The 21153-nt window shown below is 71.8% G+C and carries 21 protein-coding genes; 12 read left to right on the top strand and 9 right to left on the bottom strand.

Going from position 1 to position 21153, the window contains the following annotated elements:
- Nucleotides 1-8: 8 nt before the first annotated feature.
- Entirely contained in the window at nucleotides 9-344 is a 336-nt protein-coding gene (locus BLU79_RS10960; protein ID WP_093905436.1) for a YnfA family protein, read from the bottom strand.
- Nucleotides 345-459: 115 nt separating this feature from the next.
- Here BLU79_RS10960 and BLU79_RS10955 point away from each other — a divergent pair, with 115 nt between their 5' ends.
- Nucleotides 460-939, top strand: a complete 480-nt coding sequence (locus tag BLU79_RS10955) for a hypothetical protein (protein ID WP_256333246.1) — start codon at nucleotides 460-462, stop codon at nucleotides 937-939.
- A 27-nt stretch (nucleotides 940-966) separates the two neighbouring features.
- Here BLU79_RS10955 and BLU79_RS10950 read toward each other — a convergent pair whose 3' ends face one another.
- Complete coding sequence (locus BLU79_RS10950; protein ID WP_093905435.1) at nucleotides 967-1392, bottom strand: winged helix-turn-helix transcriptional regulator; 426 nt, start codon at nucleotides 1390-1392, stop codon at nucleotides 967-969.
- A gap of 132 nt (nucleotides 1393-1524) precedes the next feature.
- Between BLU79_RS10950 and BLU79_RS10945 the strand changes: the two genes are divergently transcribed.
- On the top strand, nucleotides 1525-2418 hold the full coding sequence (locus BLU79_RS10945; RefSeq protein WP_093905535.1) for an NADP-dependent oxidoreductase: 894 nt from the start codon (nucleotides 1525-1527) through the stop codon (nucleotides 2416-2418).
- A 77-nt stretch (nucleotides 2419-2495) separates the two neighbouring features.
- On the opposite strand, the gene BLU79_RS10940 is transcribed toward BLU79_RS10945, so the two are convergent.
- Nucleotides 2496-3311: a helix-turn-helix domain-containing protein gene (locus tag BLU79_RS10940; protein WP_093905434.1), complete on the bottom strand. Its 816-nt coding sequence runs from the start codon at nucleotides 3309-3311 to the stop codon at nucleotides 2496-2498.
- 62 nt (nucleotides 3312-3373) lie between these two features.
- On the opposite strand from BLU79_RS10940, the gene BLU79_RS10935 reads away from it, so the two are divergent.
- The 8 genes from BLU79_RS10935 to BLU79_RS10900 all read left to right on the top strand — a co-directional run bounded on the left by BLU79_RS10935 (nucleotide 3374) and on the right by BLU79_RS10900 (nucleotide 12487).
- Entirely contained in the window at nucleotides 3374-3964 is a 591-nt protein-coding gene (locus BLU79_RS10935) for a TIGR03086 family metal-binding protein (RefSeq protein ID WP_177000967.1), read from the top strand.
- 472 nt (nucleotides 3965-4436) lie between these two features.
- Nucleotides 4437-5522, top strand: coding sequence for an LLM class flavin-dependent oxidoreductase (locus tag BLU79_RS10930; protein ID WP_093905433.1), 1086 nt, complete (start codon nucleotides 4437-4439; stop codon nucleotides 5520-5522).
- Nucleotides 5519-6106, top strand: a complete 588-nt coding sequence (locus BLU79_RS10925; RefSeq protein WP_093905432.1) for an FMN reductase — start codon at nucleotides 5519-5521, stop codon at nucleotides 6104-6106. Before BLU79_RS10930 ends, BLU79_RS10925 begins: the two co-directional genes overlap by 4 nt.
- A gap of 73 nt (nucleotides 6107-6179) precedes the next feature.
- Nucleotides 6180-6926 (top strand): response regulator transcription factor, encoded by a 747-nt coding sequence (locus BLU79_RS10920; RefSeq protein WP_093905431.1) that lies wholly within the window; start codon nucleotides 6180-6182, stop codon nucleotides 6924-6926.
- Entirely contained in the window at nucleotides 6927-8348 is a 1422-nt protein-coding gene (locus tag BLU79_RS10915) for a sensor histidine kinase (RefSeq protein ID WP_371131841.1), read from the top strand.
- A gap of 68 nt (nucleotides 8349-8416) precedes the next feature.
- Nucleotides 8417-9682 carry an ArgE/DapE family deacylase gene (locus tag BLU79_RS10910; protein ID WP_177000966.1) on the top strand — a complete coding sequence of 422 codons (1266 nt, stop codon included), beginning with the start codon at nucleotides 8417-8419 and terminating at the stop codon, nucleotides 9680-9682.
- Between the two features lie 139 nt (nucleotides 9683-9821).
- The gene (locus BLU79_RS10905) at nucleotides 9822-11762 is read left to right on the top strand and encodes a serine/threonine-protein kinase (protein ID WP_256333245.1); all 1941 of its coding nucleotides are present in this window, start codon (nucleotides 9822-9824) and stop codon (nucleotides 11760-11762) included.
- The gene (locus BLU79_RS10900; RefSeq protein ID WP_256333244.1) at nucleotides 11759-12487 is read left to right on the top strand and encodes an FHA domain-containing protein; all 729 of its coding nucleotides are present in this window, start codon (nucleotides 11759-11761) and stop codon (nucleotides 12485-12487) included. The genes BLU79_RS10905 and BLU79_RS10900 overlap by 4 nt, the downstream gene beginning before the upstream one ends.
- A 165-nt stretch (nucleotides 12488-12652) precedes the next feature.
- Here the strand turns inward: BLU79_RS10900 and BLU79_RS10895 are convergent, their stop codons facing one another.
- The 3 genes from BLU79_RS10895 to BLU79_RS10885 form a co-directional block, all read right to left on the bottom strand.
- The gene (locus tag BLU79_RS10895; RefSeq protein WP_093905430.1) at nucleotides 12653-13276 is read right to left on the bottom strand and encodes an ABATE domain-containing protein; all 624 of its coding nucleotides are present in this window, start codon (nucleotides 13274-13276) and stop codon (nucleotides 12653-12655) included.
- A gap of 53 nt (nucleotides 13277-13329) precedes the next feature.
- A complete protein-coding gene (locus BLU79_RS10890) occupies nucleotides 13330-14856 on the bottom strand; it encodes an MFS transporter (RefSeq protein ID WP_093905429.1) in 1527 nt (508 codons plus the stop codon).
- Nucleotides 14857-15031: 175 nt separating this feature from the next.
- Entirely contained in the window at nucleotides 15032-16204 is a 1173-nt protein-coding gene (locus BLU79_RS10885) for an oxygenase MpaB family protein (RefSeq protein ID WP_093905428.1), read from the bottom strand.
- Between the two features lie 146 nt (nucleotides 16205-16350).
- Here BLU79_RS10885 and BLU79_RS10880 point away from each other — a divergent pair, with 146 nt between their 5' ends.
- Complete coding sequence (locus tag BLU79_RS10880) at nucleotides 16351-17016, top strand: TetR/AcrR family transcriptional regulator (protein ID WP_256333243.1); 666 nt, start codon at nucleotides 16351-16353, stop codon at nucleotides 17014-17016.
- 128 nt (nucleotides 17017-17144) lie between these two features.
- Nucleotides 17145-17771, top strand: a complete 627-nt coding sequence (locus BLU79_RS10875; RefSeq protein ID WP_093905426.1) for an NAD(P)-dependent oxidoreductase — start codon at nucleotides 17145-17147, stop codon at nucleotides 17769-17771.
- A gap of 28 nt (nucleotides 17772-17799) precedes the next feature.
- On the opposite strand, the gene BLU79_RS10870 is transcribed toward BLU79_RS10875, so the two are convergent.
- The 3 genes from BLU79_RS10870 to BLU79_RS10860 all read right to left on the bottom strand — a co-directional run bounded on the left by BLU79_RS10870 (nucleotide 17800) and on the right by BLU79_RS10860 (nucleotide 21091).
- A complete protein-coding gene (locus tag BLU79_RS10870; RefSeq protein WP_093905425.1) occupies nucleotides 17800-18642 on the bottom strand; it encodes a carbohydrate ABC transporter permease in 843 nt (280 codons plus the stop codon).
- Between the two features lie 6 nt (nucleotides 18643-18648).
- The gene (locus BLU79_RS10865) at nucleotides 18649-19638 is read right to left on the bottom strand and encodes a carbohydrate ABC transporter permease (RefSeq protein WP_093905424.1); all 990 of its coding nucleotides are present in this window, start codon (nucleotides 19636-19638) and stop codon (nucleotides 18649-18651) included.
- 94 nt (nucleotides 19639-19732) lie between these two features.
- Nucleotides 19733-21091 (bottom strand): ABC transporter substrate-binding protein, encoded by a 1359-nt coding sequence (locus BLU79_RS10860; protein WP_093905423.1) that lies wholly within the window; start codon nucleotides 21089-21091, stop codon nucleotides 19733-19735.
- Nucleotides 21092-21153: the final 62 nt, after the last annotated feature.

Here is a 21153-nt window from a genome sequence, read left to right as displayed (position 1 = left end):
GCGCGCGATCAGTTTCCTCGCGGCGCGTACATGATCACCGCCATGCCCGCGAGGCAGATCAGCGCGCCCGTCACGTCCCAGCGGTCGGGGCGGTAGCCGTCCGCGACCATGCCCCAGGTGAGGGAGCCGGCGACGAAGACACCGCCGTACGCGGCGAGGATGCGGCCGAACTCGGCGTCGGGCTGGAGCGTGGCGACGAAACCGTAGGCGCCGAGGGCCATGACGCCCGCGCCGATCCACAGCCAGCCGCGGTGCTCGCGTACGCCCTGCCAGACCAGCCAGGCGCCGCCGATCTCGAAGAGGGCGGCGACGACGAAGAGGGCGGCGGAGCGGAGGATGAGCATGGGGGAAGCCTTGCATGGGGCTTGGGTGGGGTGAGTGTCACCTGTTGGACGGCGCCTGTCGGGCGCTCCGCGTGGGATACATCCGTACGACCACGTGGAGTGAGGAGTGGGCGGTATGCGGCGGATGCGGGTTGCTGCGGTGTGCGGTGCGGCCGTGATGGCGACGGTCGGTGGGGTGGCTCCGGACGCCGGGGCGGTGGGCGGGCCCGAGCCGGCTCTCGCCTATCACGGGTCGCTGGTGCTGGCCGCCGGGCAGGCCGACGTACGGTTCACGCCGCACGTTCTCGGGTCGGCCGCGGCGTCGGGCGAGAAGGTGACGGTGCTGCTGCGCTGGTCGGCGCCGCTGGCGGAACGGCAGGAGCTGCCGCAGACGTGCGTGCTGGCGCAGCCACAGGTGGTGATGTGCCGAGTCGAGGGGCCGGACGCGGACGGGGTGGGGCCGCGGGTCGGGTTGCGGGTACGGCTGCAGGGGGCGCCGTCGGAGGTGCTGGTGGAGTTCGGCACCTTGCGGAGCGGTCAGCAGCTCGAGGAGTTGGCCGGGCAGCGGCAGCAGCAGGTGCTCGCGTTGGACACAGGGGACACGTACTACTTCTGACCGACCTGCTGTTTCTGGCTGATCCCGCTACTTCTGACTGTTCCCTGCTTCGCCCGTGTCCTCGGCGTCGTAGTGCTCGCGGGCCTCGCGTACCTCGTCGAAGTGGGTCTCCGCCCAGTCCTTCACCGCGGTCAGCAGTCGGGCCAGGTCGTCACCCAGCGCGGTGAGTTCGTAGTCGACGCGGACCGGGACCGATGGGGTGACCGTGCGGGTGAGGAGGCCGTCGCGTTCGAGTGAGCGCAGGGTCTGGGTGAGCATCTTGGGGCTGACGCCGGCGATCTTGCGGCCGAGGTCGCTGTAGCGCATGGGGCCGGGGGCGAGGGCGGCGAGGGTGAGGCAGACCCACTTGTTGCTGATGCGCTCCATGAGCTGGTTGGTGGGGCAGCCCTTGAGGAACGCGTCGTACTCGATGCGGGCCTGCTCGCGGCGTTGTGCCGCCGTCATGGTCGCCATGGCTCACCTCTGGGGTCCATACACACTCTCGGGTAACTACTTACCTTTCGATAGTAACTCTTCCTAGGGTTGTCACAGCAGCGGGGTGAATGCCCCGGAATGGGATCAATGCTCTTGGGCGGGAGTTGTGTCATGCGTGCTGCTGTGGTGTCGAGGTTCGGTGGGCCCGAGGTCGTCGAGGTCGTGGAGACCGCGGTGCGCGAGCCGGCGGCGGGGCAGGTGCGGATCAAGGTCGCGGCGGCCTCGCTGAATCCGGCGGACGCGGGGGTGCGGTCCGGTGTCTTCGGGGGTGCGGGGCGGCAGCTCGGGCTGGGCTGGGACGTGGCCGGGACCGTGGATGCGGTGGGGGATGCCGGGGGCGCCTGGAGTGTGGGGGACGAGGTGGTGGCGCTGGACCCCGGGCTGCTGAAGCCGTTGGGCACGCATGCCGAGTACGTCGTCGTGGACTCGGGTGCGGTGGCTGCGGCGCCGAGGACGGTCGGCGCGGTGGCCGCCGCGACGCTGCCGCTGAACGCGCTGACCGCCGTACAGGCCCTGGATCTGCTGGAGTTGGTGCCGGGGCAGTCGCTGGTGGTGACGGGGGCCGCGGGGGCGGTCGGCGGGTATGCCGTGCAACTCGCCGTGCGGCTGGGGGTGTCGGTGACCGGCGTGGCTCGGGAGGGGGACGAGGAGCTCGTACGGTCGCTGGGGGCGGGGGAGTTCGTGAGCGGTGAGGTCGGGGCGGGGAGCGTCGACGCGGTGCTGGACGCGGCCGTGCTCGGGGAGCCGGCGTTGGCTTGGGTGCGGGACGGGGGTGCGTATGCGGGGGTCATTCCGCAGGCGCAGCCTGGTTCTGTGCGGGGGGTGCGGACCGGTGCGGTCGAGGTGAGTGCCGATGGGGGGCGGCTGGCCGAGTTGGTGCGGTTGGTGGATGAGGGGGTGCTGACGACTCGGGTGGCCGAGACGTTTGCGCTGGACGACGCAGCCAAGGCGCATGCGCGGCTGGCGGAGGGTGGGGTTCGGGGGCGGTTGGTGCTGGTGCCGTGAGGTGGCGTGGGGGTGGGGTGGCGGTGCGATCCGGTGCTGGTGAGGTTGCCGAGTTGGTGTCGGGGGCGCGCCTCGGGTCACTCCGCCCCTTGCGCATACGCCGCGGGCGGTACCCCCACCGTCGCCGTGAAGTCCCGTACCAGATGGGCCTGGTCGGCGTAGCCGAGCTCGATGGCGAGGGTGGCCCAGTCGACGTCGGTGCGGGTGCCGGCGTGTTCCAGGGCCTCGTGGATGCGGTAGCGGAGGATCACCCACTTGGGGCTGACGCCGACGTAGGTCGAGAAGAGACGTTGCAGGGAACGTACCGACATGTTCTGCGCGTCGGCGAAGTCGGCCACGCGGCGCACCGTGCGGTCGGTGCGGATGTGCTGGACGAGGGTCGTGGCGAGGTCGGCCTGGGGGTCCGGGGCGCAGGGGAGGGAGAGGAGGAAGGCGTCGAGGGCGGCGACCCGGGCGTGGTCGTCGGCAGGGGTGACCGTCCCGTGGGTGATGTCGGCCGTGGCCTGCGGGAAGACTTCCTCGGCGGGCAGCGCCTCGCCCGTCCAGCGGGACACCGGCGCCTCGGGGGCGTAGGGCCGGAAGCCGCCTGGCCGGAACTTCACCCCGCAGACCCGGCCGCGTCCGGTCAGCTTGCGGGTGTAGAGGCCGAGGGCGACTCCCGTGACCTCGCCGTATGGCCGGCCCTCGTCCTCGTCCCACTGGAAGGTGAGGTTGACGGACGGGTGCGGGACCACGTGGGAGGCGTACGGCTCGGGCAGGTCCCAGTCGATGAGCCAGTACCACTCGATGTACCGGCGCAGCGGCTCGGCGGGCTCGTGGCGGCGGAACCGTACGCGGTTCAGCAGCGCGGACGGGTCGACGATCCCGCGGGTGTCGTGGCGGGGTGCCTCCATGGCCGGATCGTACGTCGCGTTTCTTCAAGAAGGGCAGCCCTGGACGTCCCTACGGTCGGGGCATGGACACGAACTCTGTGCGGACGTACGGCATCGGTGAGCTGCTGGGCCTGGCGCGCGAGCGGGCGGTTCCGGTGGTCCGGGCGATCCCCGATGCCGCTCTCCCCGCTCCCACGCCCTGTGCCGAGTACGACGTGAAGGCCCTGGTCAATCACCTCTTCCAGGTGATCGTGCAGTTCCAGCGGCTGGCCGTGAAGGAGGCGTCGGACTTCGGTGAGACGCCCGACCGGGTCGACGGGAGCCCCGAGTGGCGTGAGCGGCTCGCGGACGAGGCGGACCGGCTGGTGGCGGCCTGGTCGGCGCCGGGTGCCGAGGAGGGGACGACCGGCGGGATGGACATGCCCGCGCGGCTGGTCGGCTCGATGGCGCTGCTCGATCTGACCGTGCATGTGTGGGACCTGGCACGGGCGACGGGCCAGGACTACCCGGGTGCCGACGAGGCGGTCGTGGCGGAGCTGGCGGGCGCGGTGGACGAGCTGGCGCCGACGGCCAGGAAGATGGGGGTGTTCGGGGAGCCGGTGCCGGAGCCCGAGGGCGCGTCGACGTTCGAGCGGCTGCTTGCGCGGACGGGTAGGGATCCGTACTGGCGATAGGCCTGGGCTGCCGGGATCGGCGCCCGGCGCCGGGAACCATACGGAGGGAGAGAGTCCCGGGCAGCGATCCGCGTGGGGATGGTCCCCTGCGGCGATCCCCGCACGGGCGACGGTCCCGGGAGCCGCCGGGAAACTGCTGGGACGCGCCGGGATCGCTGGGAGCCGCCGGGAACCCGCCTGGGACGTGCCGGGACCTGCCGGGATCCGCCGGGGACATGCTGTGACTGCCGCATCTGGGAACCCGCCGGGAACCCGCTGACGCCCGCCGGGAGTACTCGCCGTCCGGTCCTGCGTGGGCGATGGTCCCCGGTAGCGATCCCCGCATGGGCGACGGTCCGGGGGCCCGTCAGGAACCCGCCTGGGACCGCCGTGCCCCTCCCCGCCCCCGCCGTAACCCGCCAGGAATACTCCCCGCCCCCTCCCCGTTCTCCAGCTATAGTTGAACGGTCAACAACCTGGAGGGTGAGCCACCATGCAGTTCGGGATCTTCAGCGTCGGCGATGTCACGCCGGACCCCACGACGGGGCGTACGCCGACCGAGCGGGACCGCATCAAGGCCATGGTCGCCATCGCGCTGAAGGCCGAGGAGGTCGGGCTCGATGTCTTCGCGACCGGGGAGCATCACAACCCGCCGTTCGTGCCGTCGTCGCCGACGACGATGCTCGGGTACATCGCGGCGCGGACGGAGCGGCTGGTTCTCTCCACCTCCACCACCCTCATCACCACCAACGACCCGGTGAAGATCGCCGAGGACTTCGCGATGCTCCAGCACCTGGCCGACGGGCGGGTGGATCTGATGATGGGGCGCGGGAACACCGGCCCGGTCTACCCCTGGTTCGGCCAGGACATCCGGCAGGGCATCAACCTCGCCATCGAGAACTACGCCCTGCTGCACCGGCTGTGGCGCGAGGACGTCGTGAACTGGGAGGGGAAGTTCCGTACGCCGCTGCAGGGCTTCACGTCCACGCCCCGGCCGCTGGACGGCGTGCCGCCGTTCGTCTGGCACGGCTCGATCCGCTCCCCGGAGATCGCCGAGCAGGCCGCGTACTACGGCGACGGCTTCTTCCACAACAACATCTTCTGGCCGGCCGACCACACCAAGCGGATGGTCGAGCTGTACCGGACCCGGTACGCCCACTACGGGCACGGCACGCCCGAGCAGGCGATCGTGGGGCTCGGCGGGCAAGTTTTCATGCGGCGCAATTCGCAGGACGCTGTGCGCGAGTTCCGGCCTTACTTCGACGTCGCGCCGGTGTACGGGAACGGGCCGTCGCTGGAGGACTTCACCGCCCAGACGCCGCTGACCGTCGGCACGCCGGAGCAGGTCATCGAGAAGACCCTGGCCTTCCGCGAGTACGCCGGCGACTACCAGCGCCAGCTGTTCCTCGTCGACCACGCCGGGCTGCCGCTGAAGACCGTGCTGGAGCAGATCGACCTGCTCGGCGAGGAGGTCGTGCCGGTGCTGCGCAAGGAGTTCGCAGCGCGGCGCCCCGCAGGTGTGCCGGAGGCGCCGACCCACGCTTCGCTCAAGGCCGCTCAGGAGGTGACCGTCGCATGAAGCTCGTCGTCGTGTCCGCGGGGCTGAGCGTGCCGTCGTCCACGAGGCTGCTGGGCGACCGGCTCGCCGCGGCGGTCGGCAGCCGGGTGGACGACCTGGAGCTCGAGGTCGTCGAACTGCGTGACCTCGCCGTGGAGATCGCGCACAACTTCACCAGCGGCTTCCCGGGGCGGAAACTGGCCGCCGCCATCGAGTCGGTGACCTCGGCGGACGGCCTGATCGTCGTCACGCCCGTCTTCTCCGCGTCGTACAGCGGGCTCTTCAAGTCGTTCTTCGATGTGATCGACAAGGACGCGCTCGCGGGTATGCCGGTGCTGATCGCCGCCACCGGCGGGACCGGCCGGCACTCCCTGGTACTGGACCACGCCCTGCGGCCGCTCTTCGCCCATCTGCGGGCCGTGGTCGTCCCGACCGGGGTGTACGCCGCGTCGGAGGACTGGGGTGCGGACGGGCTGGACGGGCGGGTCCAGCGGGCTGCGGGGGAGTTGGCGGGGCAGATGCTCGGACGACCTGCGAAGAGGGCGGCGGAGCCCGAGGTGGTGCCGTTCGAGGAGCAGCTGGCCGCGTTGCGACCGGCTGGGTGAGAGGCCAGTAAGAAGGGGCCGGGTGAGCCGTTCATCACGTCGTACGACCGCCACGGCTTGGCAAGATGAACCCGTGCCCCAGACTGTTCTCCTCGCCGAAGACGACCGCGCCATCCGCAACGCGCTGGAGCGCGCGCTGACCCTGGAGGGCTACCAGGTCACCGCGGTCGCCGACGGCGTCGAGGCGCTGGCGCAGGCCCACCGGACGCCACCGGACGTGCTCCTGCTGGACGTGATGATGCCCGGCATCGACGGGCTCCAGGTCTGCCGGGTGCTGCGCGCCGAGGGCGACCGCACCCCGATCCTGATGCTGACGGCGCTCGTGGAGACCCAGGACCGGATCGCCGGCCTGGACGCGGGCGCCGACGACTACGTCGTGAAGCCTTTCGACGTCGAGGAGGTCTTCGCCCGGCTGCGCGCCCTGCTGCGCCGCACCAGTGAGGCGAACGGCCCCCTCGCCGGCGTACCGAAGCAGACCCCGGAGACCCCCGAGGTGCCCGGGACGGCAGGGACGCCCGATCGGCTGATCCAGGCCGCCGGGCTGCGGATGGACCCGCAGGCGCGGCGGGCGTGGCGGGGCGCGCGGGAGCTGGAGCTGACGCGGACCGAGTTCGAGCTGCTGGAGCTGCTGGTGCGCAACGCCGGCATCGTCCTGGACCACTCCACCATCTACGACCGCATCTGGGGCTACGACTTCGGCCCCGGCTCCAAGAACCTCGCCGTCTACGTCGGCTACCTGCGCCGCAAGCTCGACGAGCCGGGCGCGCCGCAGCTGATCCACACGGTGCGCGGGGTGGGTTACGTGCTGCGGGAGGACTGAGTGGGCTCGGTCCGCCGTCGGCTGGAGCGGCTGCTGACGGGGCGGCGCAGATCGGGACTCGGCACCACCTTCGCCCTGTCCTTCGCGGCCGTGACCGCCGTGGTCACGGTCCTGGTCGGGTTGCTGTCGTACACCGCGGCGGCCCGGCTGGTACGGGTGGACCAGGAGTCCGTGTTCGACGAGGTCGTGCAGGATCTGCGCGGCGAGGTGCGGCAGCGGCCGATGAACCCGGAGGACTTCTCGTCGTCCGCGCCCGGACACGATCTCGTACGGCCCGCCCGTACCGATGTGCAGGTGCTGGGCCCGGACGGCGCCGTCGTCGACCCGGGGCGGCCGGGGTTGCCGGTCACGGCCGGCGACCGGCGGATCGCGGCGGACGCGACGGCCGGGCGGATGGTCCAGTACAAGGACGTCGGTGTCGGCAGCGACGTCTACCGCGTCGCCACCGTCGCGCTCGGCGGCGGGCGGGGCGCCGTGCAGGTGGCCCAGGAGTTCAGCGACACCGAGGACCTGTTGCGGGCGCTCCAGCAGCGGACCCTGCTGCTGATGGCGGCCGTGGTCACCCTCGCGGGACTCTTCGGCTGGTGGCTGGCCCGGCGCATCACCCGCCGCCTGGTCGTCCTCACCGCCGCCGCCGAGGACGTCGCCCGCACCCGGCGGCTCGGCATCCAGGTGCCGGTCACCGGATACGACGAGGTGGGCCGCCTGGGCCGGGCCTTCGACCGCATGCTGGGGCGGCTGGCGCAGTCGGAGGAGGACCAGCGCAGGCTGGTGCAGGACGCGGGGCACGAACTGCGTACGCCGCTGACCTCACTGCGTACGAACATCTCCTTGCTGCGGCGCATCGATGAGCTGCCTCCCGCCACCCGCGACGAGCTGGTGGCCGACCTGGGCCAGGAGGCCCGCGAACTCACCGATCTCGTCAACGAGTTGGTCGATCTGGCGGCCGGGCAGTCCGACACCGGGCCGGTCCAGCGGGTGGACCTCGCCGAGATCGCCGAGGACGTCGCGGGGCTCGCCCGACGGCGTACGGGACGGCGGATCCAGGTCCGGGCCAGCGGTGAGACGACGACGGACGGGCGGCCTGGGATGCTCCAGCGCGCGGTGACCAACCTCGTCGAGAACGCGGCCAAGTTCGACCGGGACGGCACCGCGCCGATCGAGATCAACGTCGCCGGTCCGGCCCGGCCGGGGACGGTACGCGTCGAGGTCCTCGACCGCGGGCCCGGTATCGCCGAGGACGATCTGATCCGGGTCTTCGACCGCTTCTACCGCGCCGCCGACGCGCGGTCGCTGCCCGGGTCCGGGCTGGGGCTGTCGATCGTGCGGGAGGTGGCGCTGTCGCACGGGGGAGCGCCGTTCGCCTTCCGGCGGGACGGGGGCGGGGCCGTGATCGGGTTCACGGTGGGGGGTTCCGCCTGAGCGGACGCCTCCGCGGACGCCTGGGCGGCGTTGCTTGAACCGCTGTCCTTGAGGGGAGGAACGTCATCGTGCTGAGTGACGTGGAGGGCGCCGTCCTGGCGGAGATCGACGAGGCCTGGATCGGGCGGACGCTGCTGGAGCTGATCGCGGTGCCCAGCGTGACCGGGAGCGCGGCCGAGTCGGAGCTTCAGCATCTGCTGGCGGGACGGCTGGAACGGCTCGGGCTGGACGTCGACCTGTGGTCCATGGACCTGGACGAGCTGCGCGCACATCCCGGCTTTCCGGGGGCGGAGACGGAGCGGGAGGATGCCTGGGGCCTCGTCGGGGTGACGCCGGAGGGTGGTGACGGGCCGACCTTCGTCCTCCAGGGCCACGTGGACGTCGTACCGCCGGGGGATCCGGCCGCCTGGGACGGCGATCCGTTCGTGCCGAGGGTGACCGGCGATGTCGTACACGGCCGGGGCGCCTGTGACATGAAGGCCGGTCTGGTGGCCCACCTCGCCGCGCTCGGCGCGCTCAGGGCCGCCGGGGTGCGGCTGCGCGGGCGCGTCGGCGTGCACTTCGTCGTGGGCGAGGAGGACGGCGGTCTCGGCGCCTTCGGCACGCTGCGGCGCGGCCACCGGGGCGACGTCTGCGTCATCACCGAGCCGACCGGCGGCACCCTCGTCACCGCCAACGCCGGTGCGTTGACCTTCCGTATCGCCGTGCCCGGCAAGGCGGCGCACGGCAGCGCCCGTGACCAGGGCGTGAGCGCGATCGACGCGTATGTGCCGCTGCACCGGGCGCTGGGGCGGCTGGAGGCCGAGCGTAACCGGGACCCGCATCCCCTGATGGCCGGGCATCCGATCCCGTACGCCCTGTCGGTGGGGACGGTCCGCGCCGGGGACTGGGCGAGCAGCGTGCCCGATCTGCTGGTCGCGGAGGGGCGGTTGGGGGTACGGCTGGGGGAGGACCCGGCGGATGCGCGGGCCGCCTTCGAGCGGTGCGTGGCGCGGGCGTGCGCCGACGATCCGTGGCTGCGGGACCATCCGCCGACCGTGACCTGGCCGGGCGGGCAGTTCGCCAGCGGGCGGCTGCCGGAGGGGCATCCGTTGCCGGCGGTGATCCGGGGCGCGTACGCCGACGCCGTGGGAGCCGGGGGGTTGCGGGAGTGCGGGGCGCCGTACGGGAGCGATCTGCGGTTGTACGCGGGGGCGGGGATCCCGACGCTGCAGTTCGGGCCGGGGGACATCCGGGTGGCGCACAGCGCGCGGGAGCGGGTGTCGGTCGCCGACGTGGTGGAGGTGGCGCGGACGTTGGCGGTGACGGTGCTGCGGACGGTCGGGACGAAGTGAGGCCGGGTGCGGTGGGTGTGGTGGGTGCGGTGGGTGCGGTGCGGGGACAGGGCCGGTCGGGGCATTGAGAGGGTCCTGTGCTCGTCCGTATGAAGTCCCGTGAAAACAGTCACCGTTGGGCCACCGCTCCATACACTCCGTGACCGTGTTGACGCTACGGGCCGGGCACGTGGTCGCCGGCCGCTACCTCCTTCAGGAACCCATCGGCCGCGGCGGGATGGGTGTCGTGTGGCAGGCCTGGGACGAGACGCTGAGGCGGACCGTCGCGGTCAAGTGCGCGCGTCCGGACGACGAGCAGGCCGCCCGGAGGCTCAAGAAGGAGGCGCAGTACGCCGCGCGGCTGCACCATCCGAACATCGTGCCGGTCTTCGACTTCGTCGAGGAAGAGGGGCCGGACGGGTCGGCCGGCGGCGAGGCGACCTGCTGGATCGTCATGGAGTACGTCCCCGCCCGCAGCCTCGCCCAGATCGTCGCCGACTGCGGCCCGCTCTCACCCGAGGACGCCGGCTCGGTCGGCGGCCAGATCGCGGCCGCGCTGGTGAAGTCCCACTCCATGGGCGTGGTGCACGGCGACGTCACCCCGGAGAACGTCCTGGTCACCGAGGACGGCGTCGCCCGGCTGACCGACTTCGGCATCGCCCGCGCACTGTGGAGCGACGTCACACAGACGCACACGATCACGACGGGCGTGGTGCGGGGGAAGCCCAAGTACCTGGCGCCCGAGCTGGCCAAGGGGCGGCCCGCCGACGAGAAGGCCGACGTGTTCTCCCTCGGCGCCAGCCTGTTCGCGGCCGTCGAGGGGCAGTCGCCGTACGGCGAGGCCGAGCACCCGATGGCCTACGTCGCCCGGGCCGTCGAGGGCCACCTCGAACCCGCCGAGCGGGCCGGCCTGCTCACCGCCCCGCTGGCCGCGCTGCTGGAGCTGGACTCCCGGCGCCGCCCCGACGCCGTCGAAGCACACCGCCTGCTGACCCGGGCCGCCCCGCCGCCCCCGCAACTCCGGGGCAAGCTGCCCGACAGCCCCGCGCAGCACCTCGCCTCGCTCACCCTGCGGCTGCCGCGTGCCGTACGGCGTCGGCGGCGCCCCCTGGCGATCACGGCGGGGGCGCTGGTCGCGGCGGCCGCGGTCACGGCCGGGATCAACGGCCTCACGGCGGGCGGTGACGCGGGCGAGGAGGACCGGGCGTCCGACGCGAAGCCCACGGCCACCGCCCCGGCCGGCGCCCTCGGCGACGTCGGCACGGCCGACCCCTGCGAGCTGCTCGACGCCGCCTCGCTGAGCCGCTTCGGGGACACCGAACTCGACCCGGACTACGGCGAGTTGGACCGCTGCGACGTGCTGCTGGTGAACGGCGACGGGGACGAGTTCGCCGGCGTCGAGGTCAACTTCCTGAGCGAGGCCCGGCAGTTCGACGGCAGTGTGCCGGTCCGAAGGGTCGGCACCATCGAGGTCGCGAGCATGACGCGGGCCGGCGACGACTGCGAGCGGTACATCGCCACCTCCGATCACCGGGGCATCGTGGTCATCGGCAAGCGGCAGAAGGCCGCCGCCCCCGACCCCTGCGCCCTGGCGGACGCCGCCACCGACCACGCGGTCACGGTGCTGGACCGGGGCCCGGTGCCCCGGCGCCCGGCGTCCTGGCCCGCCGCCACCTCCCTGGCCCGGCTCGACGCCTGCGCACTGCTCGACACCGCCGCGCTCAAGCGGGTGCCGGACCTGCGGACACAACCGTCCGACCCCGGGTTCGCCGACTGGACCTGCGAATGGGCGAGCCCGGACGGCGACACGTCCTTCGTGCGGCTGGCGTTCAACCGGGACAACCGGCTGGAGGACGACGGCCGGCCGACGCGTATCGCCGGGAGGACGGCCTACGTCGCACCGGACGACGAGGGCGACCACAGCTGTGCCGTGTACGCACCGCACCGTACGTACACCAACTCCGTCGGCGACCCGACGATCGAACTGGTACGCGTCACCGTGCACGGGCAGCGGGCCACCGAGAAGGAGTGTGCCACGGCCGAGGCGTTGACGGCCGACGCGCTGAAGAACATCGCCGAGCAACTGCCGGAGGGGACGTGACAGTCCGTCGTACAGGCCCCGTTCCCACCGGCCGCGCACGAGCCCTCCCCGACGGCCGCGCCCTGCCCCCCACCTACGGCAGCCTCGCCCGTGGCGCCTCCGCCCTCGTGCCCGGCACGCTCTTCGCCCTCGCGCTCGGCGGCGGTATGACGCTGGGCCCCGGCGAGGGCCGCGAGGTGCTGTTCGGGCGCAACCGGCCCGAGGTGCACGTCTGTCTGGGCGAGGACGACCCCCAGGTCAGCCGCCACCAGGGCACGCTCACCCATCGGGACGGGCGCTGGTGGGTGAGCAACACCGGGCGCCTGCCGATCCGTTGCCCGGGAGGCCGGCTGCTGTTCCCGGGCGAGGAGCCGCTGCCACTGGACACCGGCTACACCCCGCTGTTCGTCGGCGGTTCGCGGGGCCGTGAGCATCTGCTGGAGGTCTTCGTCACCGACGCCGAGGGCGGTCACCGGGCGCCCCGGCACGAGGACGTCACCCGGCCGCCGAGGGTGTGGACCCTCACCGACCAGGAGCGGCTCGTCGTGGTCGCCCTCGGCCGCCGGTATCTGCTGCACGAACCCCGCCCGCAGCCCCTGACCTGGCGGCAGACCGCAGCTCTGCTGGCCGAGGTGCGGCCGGCCGAGAACTGGACGGACAAACGCGTGGAGCACCTCGTCAACGGCGTGCGCGTCCGGCTGTCCCACGACGGGGCGCCCGGTCTGACCCGTGAGGAGGTCGGCTAACCCGTCGGCAACGCGCTCAACGACCACCTGATCCGGGCGCTGATGGCGTCGACGACGCTCGTGCCGATGGACCTGGCGTTGATCGACGGGGCGTGACCGAGCCCGAGCCGGGCAGGACGCCCCAGGGACGGTCCGCTTCCGCCTTGCAGCTGCCCGCACCCGGCCCTAGCCGCCCTCGGGCCGGGTGCGGCGGGCGTAGGCGCGGGCCGCGCGGGCGCGGTCGCCGCAGCGGGTGGAGCACCAGTGGCGGCGGCCGTGCCGGAGCAAGTAGCGGTTGCAGGGGGCGGAGCCGCAGGCGGTGAGGCGTTCGGCGTCGGGTGAGGTGAGCAGGTCGGCGGCGTCGGCGGCGAGGGTCGCCAGGGCGTGGTCGACGATCTCGGTGGTGGGATGCGAGGCCGCGCGAAACGGGCCGTCCTTGTCGTCCCACCGCAGGAGCGGGGCCGTCGGGACCCTGGTCAGCGCGTCGTTCACGGCGGCCAGGGCGGCGGGGAGGGCGGGCAGCGCCGCGACCCGCGAGTCGAACAGGGACCGGATCTGTTCCCGCAGCGAGCGCAGCTGTGCGGCGCACATCTCCCGCATTCCGGCGTCGACCGGGGCGAGGTCGCGCTCGACCAGCCACTGGTTCGCCGCCGCCGGAGTGCCGAGGAAGTCGACGAACTGCCCGCCCGGCAGCGCGATCACGCTGTTGACCAGGGCGAGCGACGGGTACTGCTCCGCTCCCGGCGCGGGCGGGATCGGCGGCTCGACGGGCTCCCTCATGGCGGTGACGGTCTCCTTCATGGCTCTCATGGTAGGAACCCGGCGCGACTCGGGGCGTCGCGCCGGGTTCAGTCCGTCGAACCTCACATGTGGACCACGGGTGCGGCGTCCGGGTCCTGGGCGGGTGCGCCGCGCCGGTAGAGGAGCACGCTGACGACCAGGCCGACCGCGAAGAACACGGCGGACCACCAGTAGGCGGTGGAGTAGCCCTCCAGGCTGGCCTGCGCCAGGACCGCGGGGTCCCTGGGGTCCTTGTCGGCCAGATAGTCGGTGAGGGCACTGGAGAACAGAGTGTTGAGCAGGGCCGTGCCGAGCGAACCGCCGACCTGCTGCATCGTGTTGACGGCGGCGGAGGCGACACCGGAGTCCTCGGCGGCGACACCGCTGGTGGCCAGGCTCATCGCGGGCGCCATCACCAGACCGAAGCCCAGGCCCGCGACGATCAGCGGCGGCAGGATGTGCGCGACGTAGCCGCTGCCGAGGTCGAGGCCGGTCAGCCAGACCATGCCGGCGGCCGCGATGCCCATGCCGAGCGGCACGACGGGCTTGGGGCCGAACCGGGGGACGAGCGCGGTGGTGGCGAGGGTGGAGGTGATCATCAGCGCCGCGATCATGGGCAGGAAGGCCAGCCCCGTCTCGATGGGCGTGTAGCCGAGGCTCTGCTGCAGGTAGTAGGTGAGGAAGAGGAACACACCGAACATGCCCGCGCCGATGATCAGCACCGAGACGAAGGAGGCGCCGCGGTTGCGGTCCAGCAGGATCCGCAGCGGCAGCAGGGGGTGCTGGGCGCGGGTCTGCCACCAGGTGAACACGGCGAGCAGTACGGCACCGGCGACGAGGAAGCCCCAGGTGGCCACCGAGCTCCAGTCATGGCTCTCGGCGTTGGAGAAGCCGTAGACCAGGCAGAACAGTCCGCTGCCGACCAGGACGGCGCCGGGGATGTCGATCTTGGCGTTCTTGTCGCGGACGGTGCGCTGCAGCAGGATCACGCCGCCGACGAAGGCGACGGCCGCGAAGGCGAGGTTGACGTACATCGTCCAGCGCCAGTCGAGGTACTCGGTCAGGACGCCCCCGAGCAGCAGGCCGATCGCGCCGCCCGCGCCGGCGATGGCGCCGTACACGCCGAAGGCCTTGGCGCGTTCCTTGGCGTCGGTGAAGGTCACGGTGAGCAGCGACAGGGCGGCCGGGGCGAGCAGGGCGCCGAACACGCCCTGTCCGGCGCGGGCGACGATGAGCATCTCGAAGCTGGTGGCCGCGCCGCCCACGGCGGAGGCGCCCGCGAAACCGACCAGTCCGACCAGGAAGGTCATCTTGCGGCCGAAGAGATCGGCTATCCGTCCGCCGAGCAGCAGCAGGCTGCCGAAGGCGAGGGCGTAGGCGGTGACGACCCACTGCCGGTCCCCGTCGGAGAAGCCCAGGTCCTGCTGGGCCGAGGGCAGGGCGATGTTCACGATGGTCGCGTCCAGCACCACCATCAGCTGGGCCAGACCGATCACGGCGAGGATCCACCAGCGATGGCGGGGCGGCCCGGGTGGTGCCTCGGCGGGCGGGAGGGTGGACACGGTGCCGGTGGCGGTGGTGGTGGGTGCGTCGGTGGTGGGTTTGGGCATGACGAAGACTCCGGATCAGAAGGTGGGAACAGGCGGGAGCGGGAATGAAGGTGTGAACAGGCGGGAGGGAAAAGGGAGTCCGGCGGATCAGGCCGCCGGGAGGACGGCCGCGATCAGCTCGGGTGCGGGGCCCTGGAGCGCTCGGCGCCGGGCCGCCTGGGCTTAGGGCCTGTCGTCAAATTCCCGCCTGCCCGGCGGTGTCTGGCACGCGCGCTCGCCGCGTTGCCGAACCGCCCACGTGGCTCCGCCACGAGGGCGCTCCGGCGCCTTGCGATCGCACGCGCCAGACACCGCCGGGCCCGCCCTTCGGGCGGACGACGGGAATTTGACGACAGGCCCTAGCGGGCGAGAAGTTCTGCCAGTGGCGCGCCTCGCGGTTGAGCCTGCCGATCAGTGGCATCAGGTCGGTCGGGGTGGGCGCGGGGATGCCCAGGCGCTCTCCCGGCCCGTCCCCGAAGGCCCTGCGCAGCACGCTGTGGATGAGGGCGCGCAGCTGCTCCTCGGACAGCACCGCACCCGGCGCGCCGGCCATCGCACGGGCCTGCGCGTCGACCATCGCCGCGGTCAGCGCCCGCGCGTTCTCGTCGGGTGCGGCCGTACCGGCGTCCAGGAGATCCCGCAGCCGACGGGCGCCCGCGTGGTCGGCCACCTCGCCGTGGACCTCCTTGCCGAGCCCCAGGAGATGGGCGACGTACGACCAGTACTGGTACAGGTAGCGCTCCTCCTCGCGGCTGATGGCGATGCCGACGGCCGCGAGGGCCTCGAAGGACACGAGGGTGAAGCCGAGCCAGGTGCGGGCCAGGTCTGCCTGGCTGATCGGCAGCCCCCACGCGGACGTGTCCCAGCCGCACTCCAGGGCGGAGGTTCGCATACGGGCGAGCAGCAGCCGCATCCGAACGGTGGCCAGGCACCCCGGCCCGCCGCGCAGCAGCCCGCCCGGCCGGATGGTCTGCCGCGCCCACACGCCGGTCTCCACGAGGCGGCGCGACGCCGTGTCGGCCGGTCTGCCCGCGAGGGTGAGCAGCCGGGCGACGTCCGGGGACGCGGAGGTGTACGCCAGCGCGCTCGTGATCGAGCAGAGCCCGAACCACAGGGGCGGCACGGACAGGCTCACGACGTCGCCCCGGTGGAGCATCAGAGGGTCGACCCGGGCGGGGCCGGACTCCAGGTGCTCCAGCAGCGCGGCGACGACGTCGGGCGGCGGCTCGTCCAGGCCGTCCAGACCGTGCCGGAGGCCCACGTCGAGAGCCTGCTGCGCCGGGGCGCCGAGGCGGTCCAGCTCCGCCACGACGGCGTCGGCGAGCGGGTCACCGGTGTTCCGGGGGTGGTGTGCGGGGTGTGCGGTCATGGCGATGGGCCCTCTCCTGACGGTTGTCAGATTTGCCTGACGTCTGTCAGATTAGCTCGCGTCTGACAGGTGTCAAGTAAAGTGTTGGCGAGCCCCGGAAACCCGGGACAAGGGTGGGCCGGGGTGATGCAGTGAAGGAGGCAGTGGTGGGTGCAAGAGCCGAATCCGCTCGGCGGCCGGGACGTCCGGGCGCGGGCGCTCCCGCGGTGCCCGACGAGGCGGTCATCCTGCAGCGCGGGGTCGAGGCCTTCGCGGAGCTGGGCTACGACCATGCCTCCGCGCGCGAACTGGCCCGCCGCCTGGGCGTCAGCCACAACTTCATCAACGACCGGTACGGATCCAAGGCGGCGTTCTGGCGCGCGGTGGTGGACCACTCGCTGGGGGCGCAGCTGGCGGGCATGGCGCAGGTGGATCCCTCGCTCGACGACGCCGAGCGGCTGCGGCAGATCATCGTCGGCTTCTATCGGGGCGCGGCGGACGCGCCGCTGGTCGGGCGGCTCCTGGTCAACGAATTCACCCTGGACAGCGAGCGGTTGGACTATCTGTACGAGAAGTACATGGCCCCGATCGTGCAGACCATGGGAGCCATCGTCGACCGGCTCGTGGCCGACGGGCGCATGGCGTCCGTGCCGATGGACGTGCTGTTCTTCGCCATCGTCCCGCCCATCTCCGGCATGGTGGAGGTGCCCTTGGCCCGCCGCCTGGGCAGGCCCGAGCACACCTCGCCGCAACAGCTCGCCGAAACGGCCGAAACGCTGGCGACGCTGGTGGTCAACGGGCTGTTGGCGACGGGTCCGGGGGCGCGGTCCTGAGGCGCGATGTGTCCCGGGTCGGGCCGGGGTGGTGGCACGTGTGCCTTGCTGAGCGGACAGCTGTCCGTTACGTTTTCTCGTAGCGGACAGCTGTCCGTTTACGCTTCCCCGACTCGGAGGTCCTGGCCATGAAGCTGTTCATCCTCGGCGCGACCGGCCCCACCGGCCGCCATCTCGTCGACCTGGCCCTGCGCTCCGGTGACTCGGTCACCGCCCTGGTGCGCAATCCGGCGGGCCTGGGTGACCTCGCCGACCGGGTCACGCCGATCACCGGAGACGCCACGTCGCCGCGCGACGTCTCCGCCGCCGCGGCCGGGCACGATGCGATCGTCTCCGCCCTCGGCCGGGGCAACTCGGTGCGCGCCGACGGCCTCTTCACACGTGCCTCGGCGGCCGTGATCGAGGCGGCGGAGGAAGCGGGCGTATCCCGCCTGGTGTGGCTGTCGTCGTTCGGCGTCGGCCACACCTTCGACTGGTCGAGCACCCCGCAGAAGCTGATCTACCGCACCCTGCTGCGGTCGCTCTACGCCGACAAGGCGATCGCCGACGAGAGCATCCGCTCCAGCGGCCTGGACTGGACCATCGTCCTCCCGACCAAGCTGACCAACGGCCCCGCCAAGGGCACGTACCACGCGGACGACCGGCTGCCGATGAAGGGCAACCCGTCGATCAGCCGCGCGGACGTCGCCGCCTTCATGCACCAGGCGGTGCACGGCGGCGAGTGGAGCCGGCGCAGCCCGGTCATCTCCGACTGACGCGGCGGTCACCGACCGAGGACCGTGCTCACCCCTTGACCGCCGAACTGGCCACGCCCTGCACGAACCAGCGCTGGAAGAACGCGAAGACGATCAGGACGGGCAGGACGAGGAGGACGCCGAAGGCGAGGATCTGGCCCCAGTCCGGGGGCTGTTGGCCCTGGAAGACGCTCATCTCCAGGGGGAGGGGGCGGACGGACGGGTCGGAGACCATCAGGACCGGCCACAGGAACGCGCCCCACTGGGTGAGGAACGTGAGGATCGCGACCGAGGCGAACACCGGCTTCGACATCGGCACGATGATCGCGAAGAACGTGCGCCAGGGGCCCGCGCCGTCCAGCCGGGCCGCCTCCTCGATGCTCGGCGGGATCGAGCGGAAGAACGTGTGGAACTGGTAGATCGAGAAGGCGTTGGCGATGAAGGGGACCGCCTGGATGTAGAGGGTGTTGCGCTGGTCGTTGAACATGTAGAAGAGCGGCACGGCCACCGACTCGAACGGCACCAGCATCAGCAGCAGGACGAGCGTGAAGACGGCTTCCCGGCCGCGCCACTTCAGCCGTGACATGCCGTACGCGGCCATCGAGTTGACGAACAGGCCGCCCGTCACCACCACGAACGCGACGAGCAGCGAGACGCCCATGAAGCGCCAGAAGTAGCCGGTGCTGTCGGAGTTGAGGGCGGCGAGAACGTTCGCGTAGTTGTCGAAGGACAGGTGGGTGGGGAGGAAGCCGGTCAGGCCGTTCAGCACCTCGTCCGAGGGCTTGAGGCTGCCCAGGAGCAGGTAGAGGACGGGCAGGACGAAGATGAACGCCAGGACGCCGAGGACGGTGTAGTCGGCGAAGCGGCGCAGGGGAGCGCGGGTCGTGGCCATCGTGGGTCAGTCCTCGTTGTCGGGCCGGACGACGCGGCGCTGGATGAGGGTCAGGGCGACGACGATCAGGAAGAAGACGACGGTGATCGCGGACGCCTGGCCGATGTTGTTCCGGTCGAAGGCGGTGGTGACGGCCTGGTACATGACCGTGCGGGTGGCGTCCTCGTCGAGTCCGCCGCCGTGGATGAGGACGTAGACCTGGTCGAAGACCCGGAAGGACAGCACCGAGGTCAGCATGGCGACGAAGACGAGGGTGCCGCGGATGCCGGGCAGGGTGACATGGCGGAACTGCTGCCGGCCGGTGGCCCGGTCGAGTTCGGCGGCCTCGTAGAGCTCGCCGGGTATCTGCTGGAGTCCGGCCAGCAGGATGACCATCTGGAAGCCGACGCCCTGCCACACGGACAGCACGATGATCGAGGCCATCGCGGTGGCGGTGTCGCCGAGCCAGTCGAAGGCGCCCCAGTTGCCGAAACTCACCGCGTCCAGCGCGGAGTTGAGCAGGCCCTGGTCGCTGCGGGCGAGGATGAGCCGCCAGATCACGGCGACCAGGGTCATCGGGAAGACGACCGGCATGAAGAAGAGGGACCGGAACAGACCGATCGCCTTCAGCTTGCGGTTGAGCAGGATCGCGAGCGCCAGCGCCAGGCCCGTCTGGAGCGGAACGACGACCACGGCGAAGGTCAGGTTGTTCAGCAGGGCCCGCAGGAACGGGCCGGACAGGTCCGGATCGGTGAACAGGCGCCGGTACTGCTCGATCCCGAAGAAGGTGGGCTCCAGCGGGGAGCCGAGACGCACGTTGTAGAAGGAGAGGACGACGGCGTAGCCGAACGGGATACCGACGAAGGCGATGAGTCCGGCCACGGCGGGCGTGGACATGAGCAGTCCGTGCAGCCAGTCCCGGTTCTTGTGCGCCGGCCGCGAGCGCTTCACGGAGTTCACGGGCGGGCCTTGCTCCCTGTCGGTGGGCGCGGGGTGCGCGGGTTCCACGGTCTTCACGGGGGGTCCTGTTCCCGGCCGGGACGGGGCGCGGTGTAAGTGCGCCCGCCCCGGCCGAAGGGTCCTACTGGGGCCTGGACTGCTGGGGCCTGGACTACGGGATCTCGTAGCCGGCGTTGTCGGAGAAGTCCTGGTCGATGGCGCGGGCGGCCTTCTCCAGGGCGCTCTTCGGGTCGGCGCCGCCGTAGATCGAGTTCAGGGCCTCGCTGAACTTGGCGGTGACCGTGGGGTATCCGGCGGTGACCGGGCGGGTCACGGCGACGCAGGACTTGGCGATGTCGCTGTCGCCGCAGGGCTTGGCGAGCTGGTCGGCGTAGAGCTGGAGCGGGCCGCCCTCCTTGTAGAGGGGGCTTGCGGCGAGCGCGCTCTTCGTGGCGGGCGGGGCGCCGTTGGCCGTCGTCATCGCGGTGACGTTGGCGTCGTTCAGCAGGTAGTCGAGGAAGGCGCCGGAGGCCTTGGCGTTCTTGCTGTTCGCGCCGATGCCCCAGGCCCAGGAGCCCTGGCCGGTCTTGGGGCCGTTGCCGAAGTCGGGCAGCGGCAGGACGACGAGGTCGTCGCCGAGGGCCTCGCTGTAGGCGGGGTACATCCAGTGGCCGACCCAGCTCAGCGCGACGCGGTCCTTGGCGAAGGCGTTGCCGTCGGTGTTGGGGTCGGTGTACGTCTTCCAGGACTGGAAGGTCTTCATCGCCGAGACCACCGCCGGGGTGTCGAGAGCGCCCTCCGCCTTGCCGTCCTTCAGCAGGGTGCCGCCCGCCGACCAGACGATGGGCGCGAAGCCGTACGTACCCCACTCGTTGGCGTAGCCGCTGGTCTCCTGGAGGTCGACGACCTTGCCGTCGGAGTCCTTGCCCTTGAGCGCCTTGAGCGCGGCCGTGAACTCGGCGGCCGTCCAGTCGTCGTCCAGGCCCCTCGGGTACTTCACCCCGGCCGCGTCCAGCAGCTTCTTGTTGCCGTAGACGCCGAGCCCCGAGTCGTACATGCCGAGCCCGTAGTGCTCGCCGGCTATCTCGCCCTGCGCCTTGCTCGCGTCGGTGGCGTTGGACATCGTCTTCGCGGAGACGTAGTCGTCGATCGCGGCGAGCTTCTTGTTGTAGACGAAGTTCGCCATCGTCGGCCCGTCGAACTCCATCACGTCCGGCAGCTCGGAGGCGTCGGTGGCGGTGATGGTCTTGGTGTAGTCGTTGCCGGGGATGAGCTTCAGCTCGACCTTGATCTTGTCCTGGGAGGAGTTGAAGGACTTCACCGCGTTCTGCAGGGCGGTGTCCTCGCTCTTCTGCCCCTGGTGGGCCCAGACGCTGATGGTGCCCGTGCCACTGCCGGCCTCCGCGGACGCGTCGGTGCCGCTGCTGCCGCCGCCGCAGGCGGCCAGGGCCGCGAGGGGCAGGGCGAGGGCGAGGCCCGTACAGGCGGTGCGGCGGTACCTTCTGTCGGTCGAGCTGTCGGTCGAGCTCATGGTGCGTTCCTCCGTGCGGTGCGAGGGTTCGTGGTGCGCTGGGGCTTTCCGGCGTGGGGGAG

Source organism: Streptomyces sp. cf386 (assembly GCF_900103585.1).
Taxonomy (GTDB): Bacteria; Actinomycetota; Actinomycetes; order Streptomycetales; family Streptomycetaceae; genus Streptomyces.
The sequence above is the reverse complement of the archived record's forward strand: the minus strand, read 5'-3'. Positions and strand labels throughout refer to the sequence as shown.

Coding starts and splice junctions, on each gene's coding strand:
- BLU79_RS10925 (WP_093905432.1), top strand. CDS start 5,519: ATGAAGCTCGTCGTCGTGTCCGCGGGGCTGAGCGTGCCGTCGTCCACG.
- BLU79_RS10870 (WP_093905425.1), bottom strand. CDS start 18,642: ATGGCCACGACCCGCGCTCCCCTGCGCCGCTTCGCCGACTACACCGTC.
- BLU79_RS10935 (WP_177000967.1), top strand. CDS start 3,374: ATGGACACGAACTCTGTGCGGACGTACGGCATCGGTGAGCTGCTGGGC.
- BLU79_RS10955 (WP_256333246.1), top strand. CDS start 460: ATGCGGCGGATGCGGGTTGCTGCGGTGTGCGGTGCGGCCGTGATGGCG.
- BLU79_RS10890 (WP_093905429.1), bottom strand. CDS start 14,856: ATGCCCAAACCCACCACCGACGCACCCACCACCACCGCCACCGGCACC.
- BLU79_RS10930 (WP_093905433.1), top strand. CDS start 4,437: ATGCAGTTCGGGATCTTCAGCGTCGGCGATGTCACGCCGGACCCCACG.
- BLU79_RS10885 (WP_093905428.1), bottom strand. CDS start 16,204: ATGACCGCACACCCCGCACACCACCCCCGGAACACCGGTGACCCGCTC.
- BLU79_RS10945 (WP_093905535.1), top strand. CDS start 1,525: ATGCGTGCTGCTGTGGTGTCGAGGTTCGGTGGGCCCGAGGTCGTCGAG.
- BLU79_RS10895 (WP_093905430.1), bottom strand. CDS start 13,276: ATGAGAGCCATGAAGGAGACCGTCACCGCCATGAGGGAGCCCGTCGAG.
- BLU79_RS10875 (WP_093905426.1), top strand. CDS start 17,145: ATGAAGCTGTTCATCCTCGGCGCGACCGGCCCCACCGGCCGCCATCTC.
- BLU79_RS10960 (WP_093905436.1), bottom strand. CDS start 344: ATGCTCATCCTCCGCTCCGCCGCCCTCTTCGTCGTCGCCGCCCTCTTC.
- BLU79_RS10860 (WP_093905423.1), bottom strand. CDS start 21,091: ATGAGCTCGACCGACAGCTCGACCGACAGAAGGTACCGCCGCACCGCC.
- BLU79_RS10940 (WP_093905434.1), bottom strand. CDS start 3,311: ATGGAGGCACCCCGCCACGACACCCGCGGGATCGTCGACCCGTCCGCG.
- BLU79_RS10950 (WP_093905435.1), bottom strand. CDS start 1,392: ATGGCGACCATGACGGCGGCACAACGCCGCGAGCAGGCCCGCATCGAG.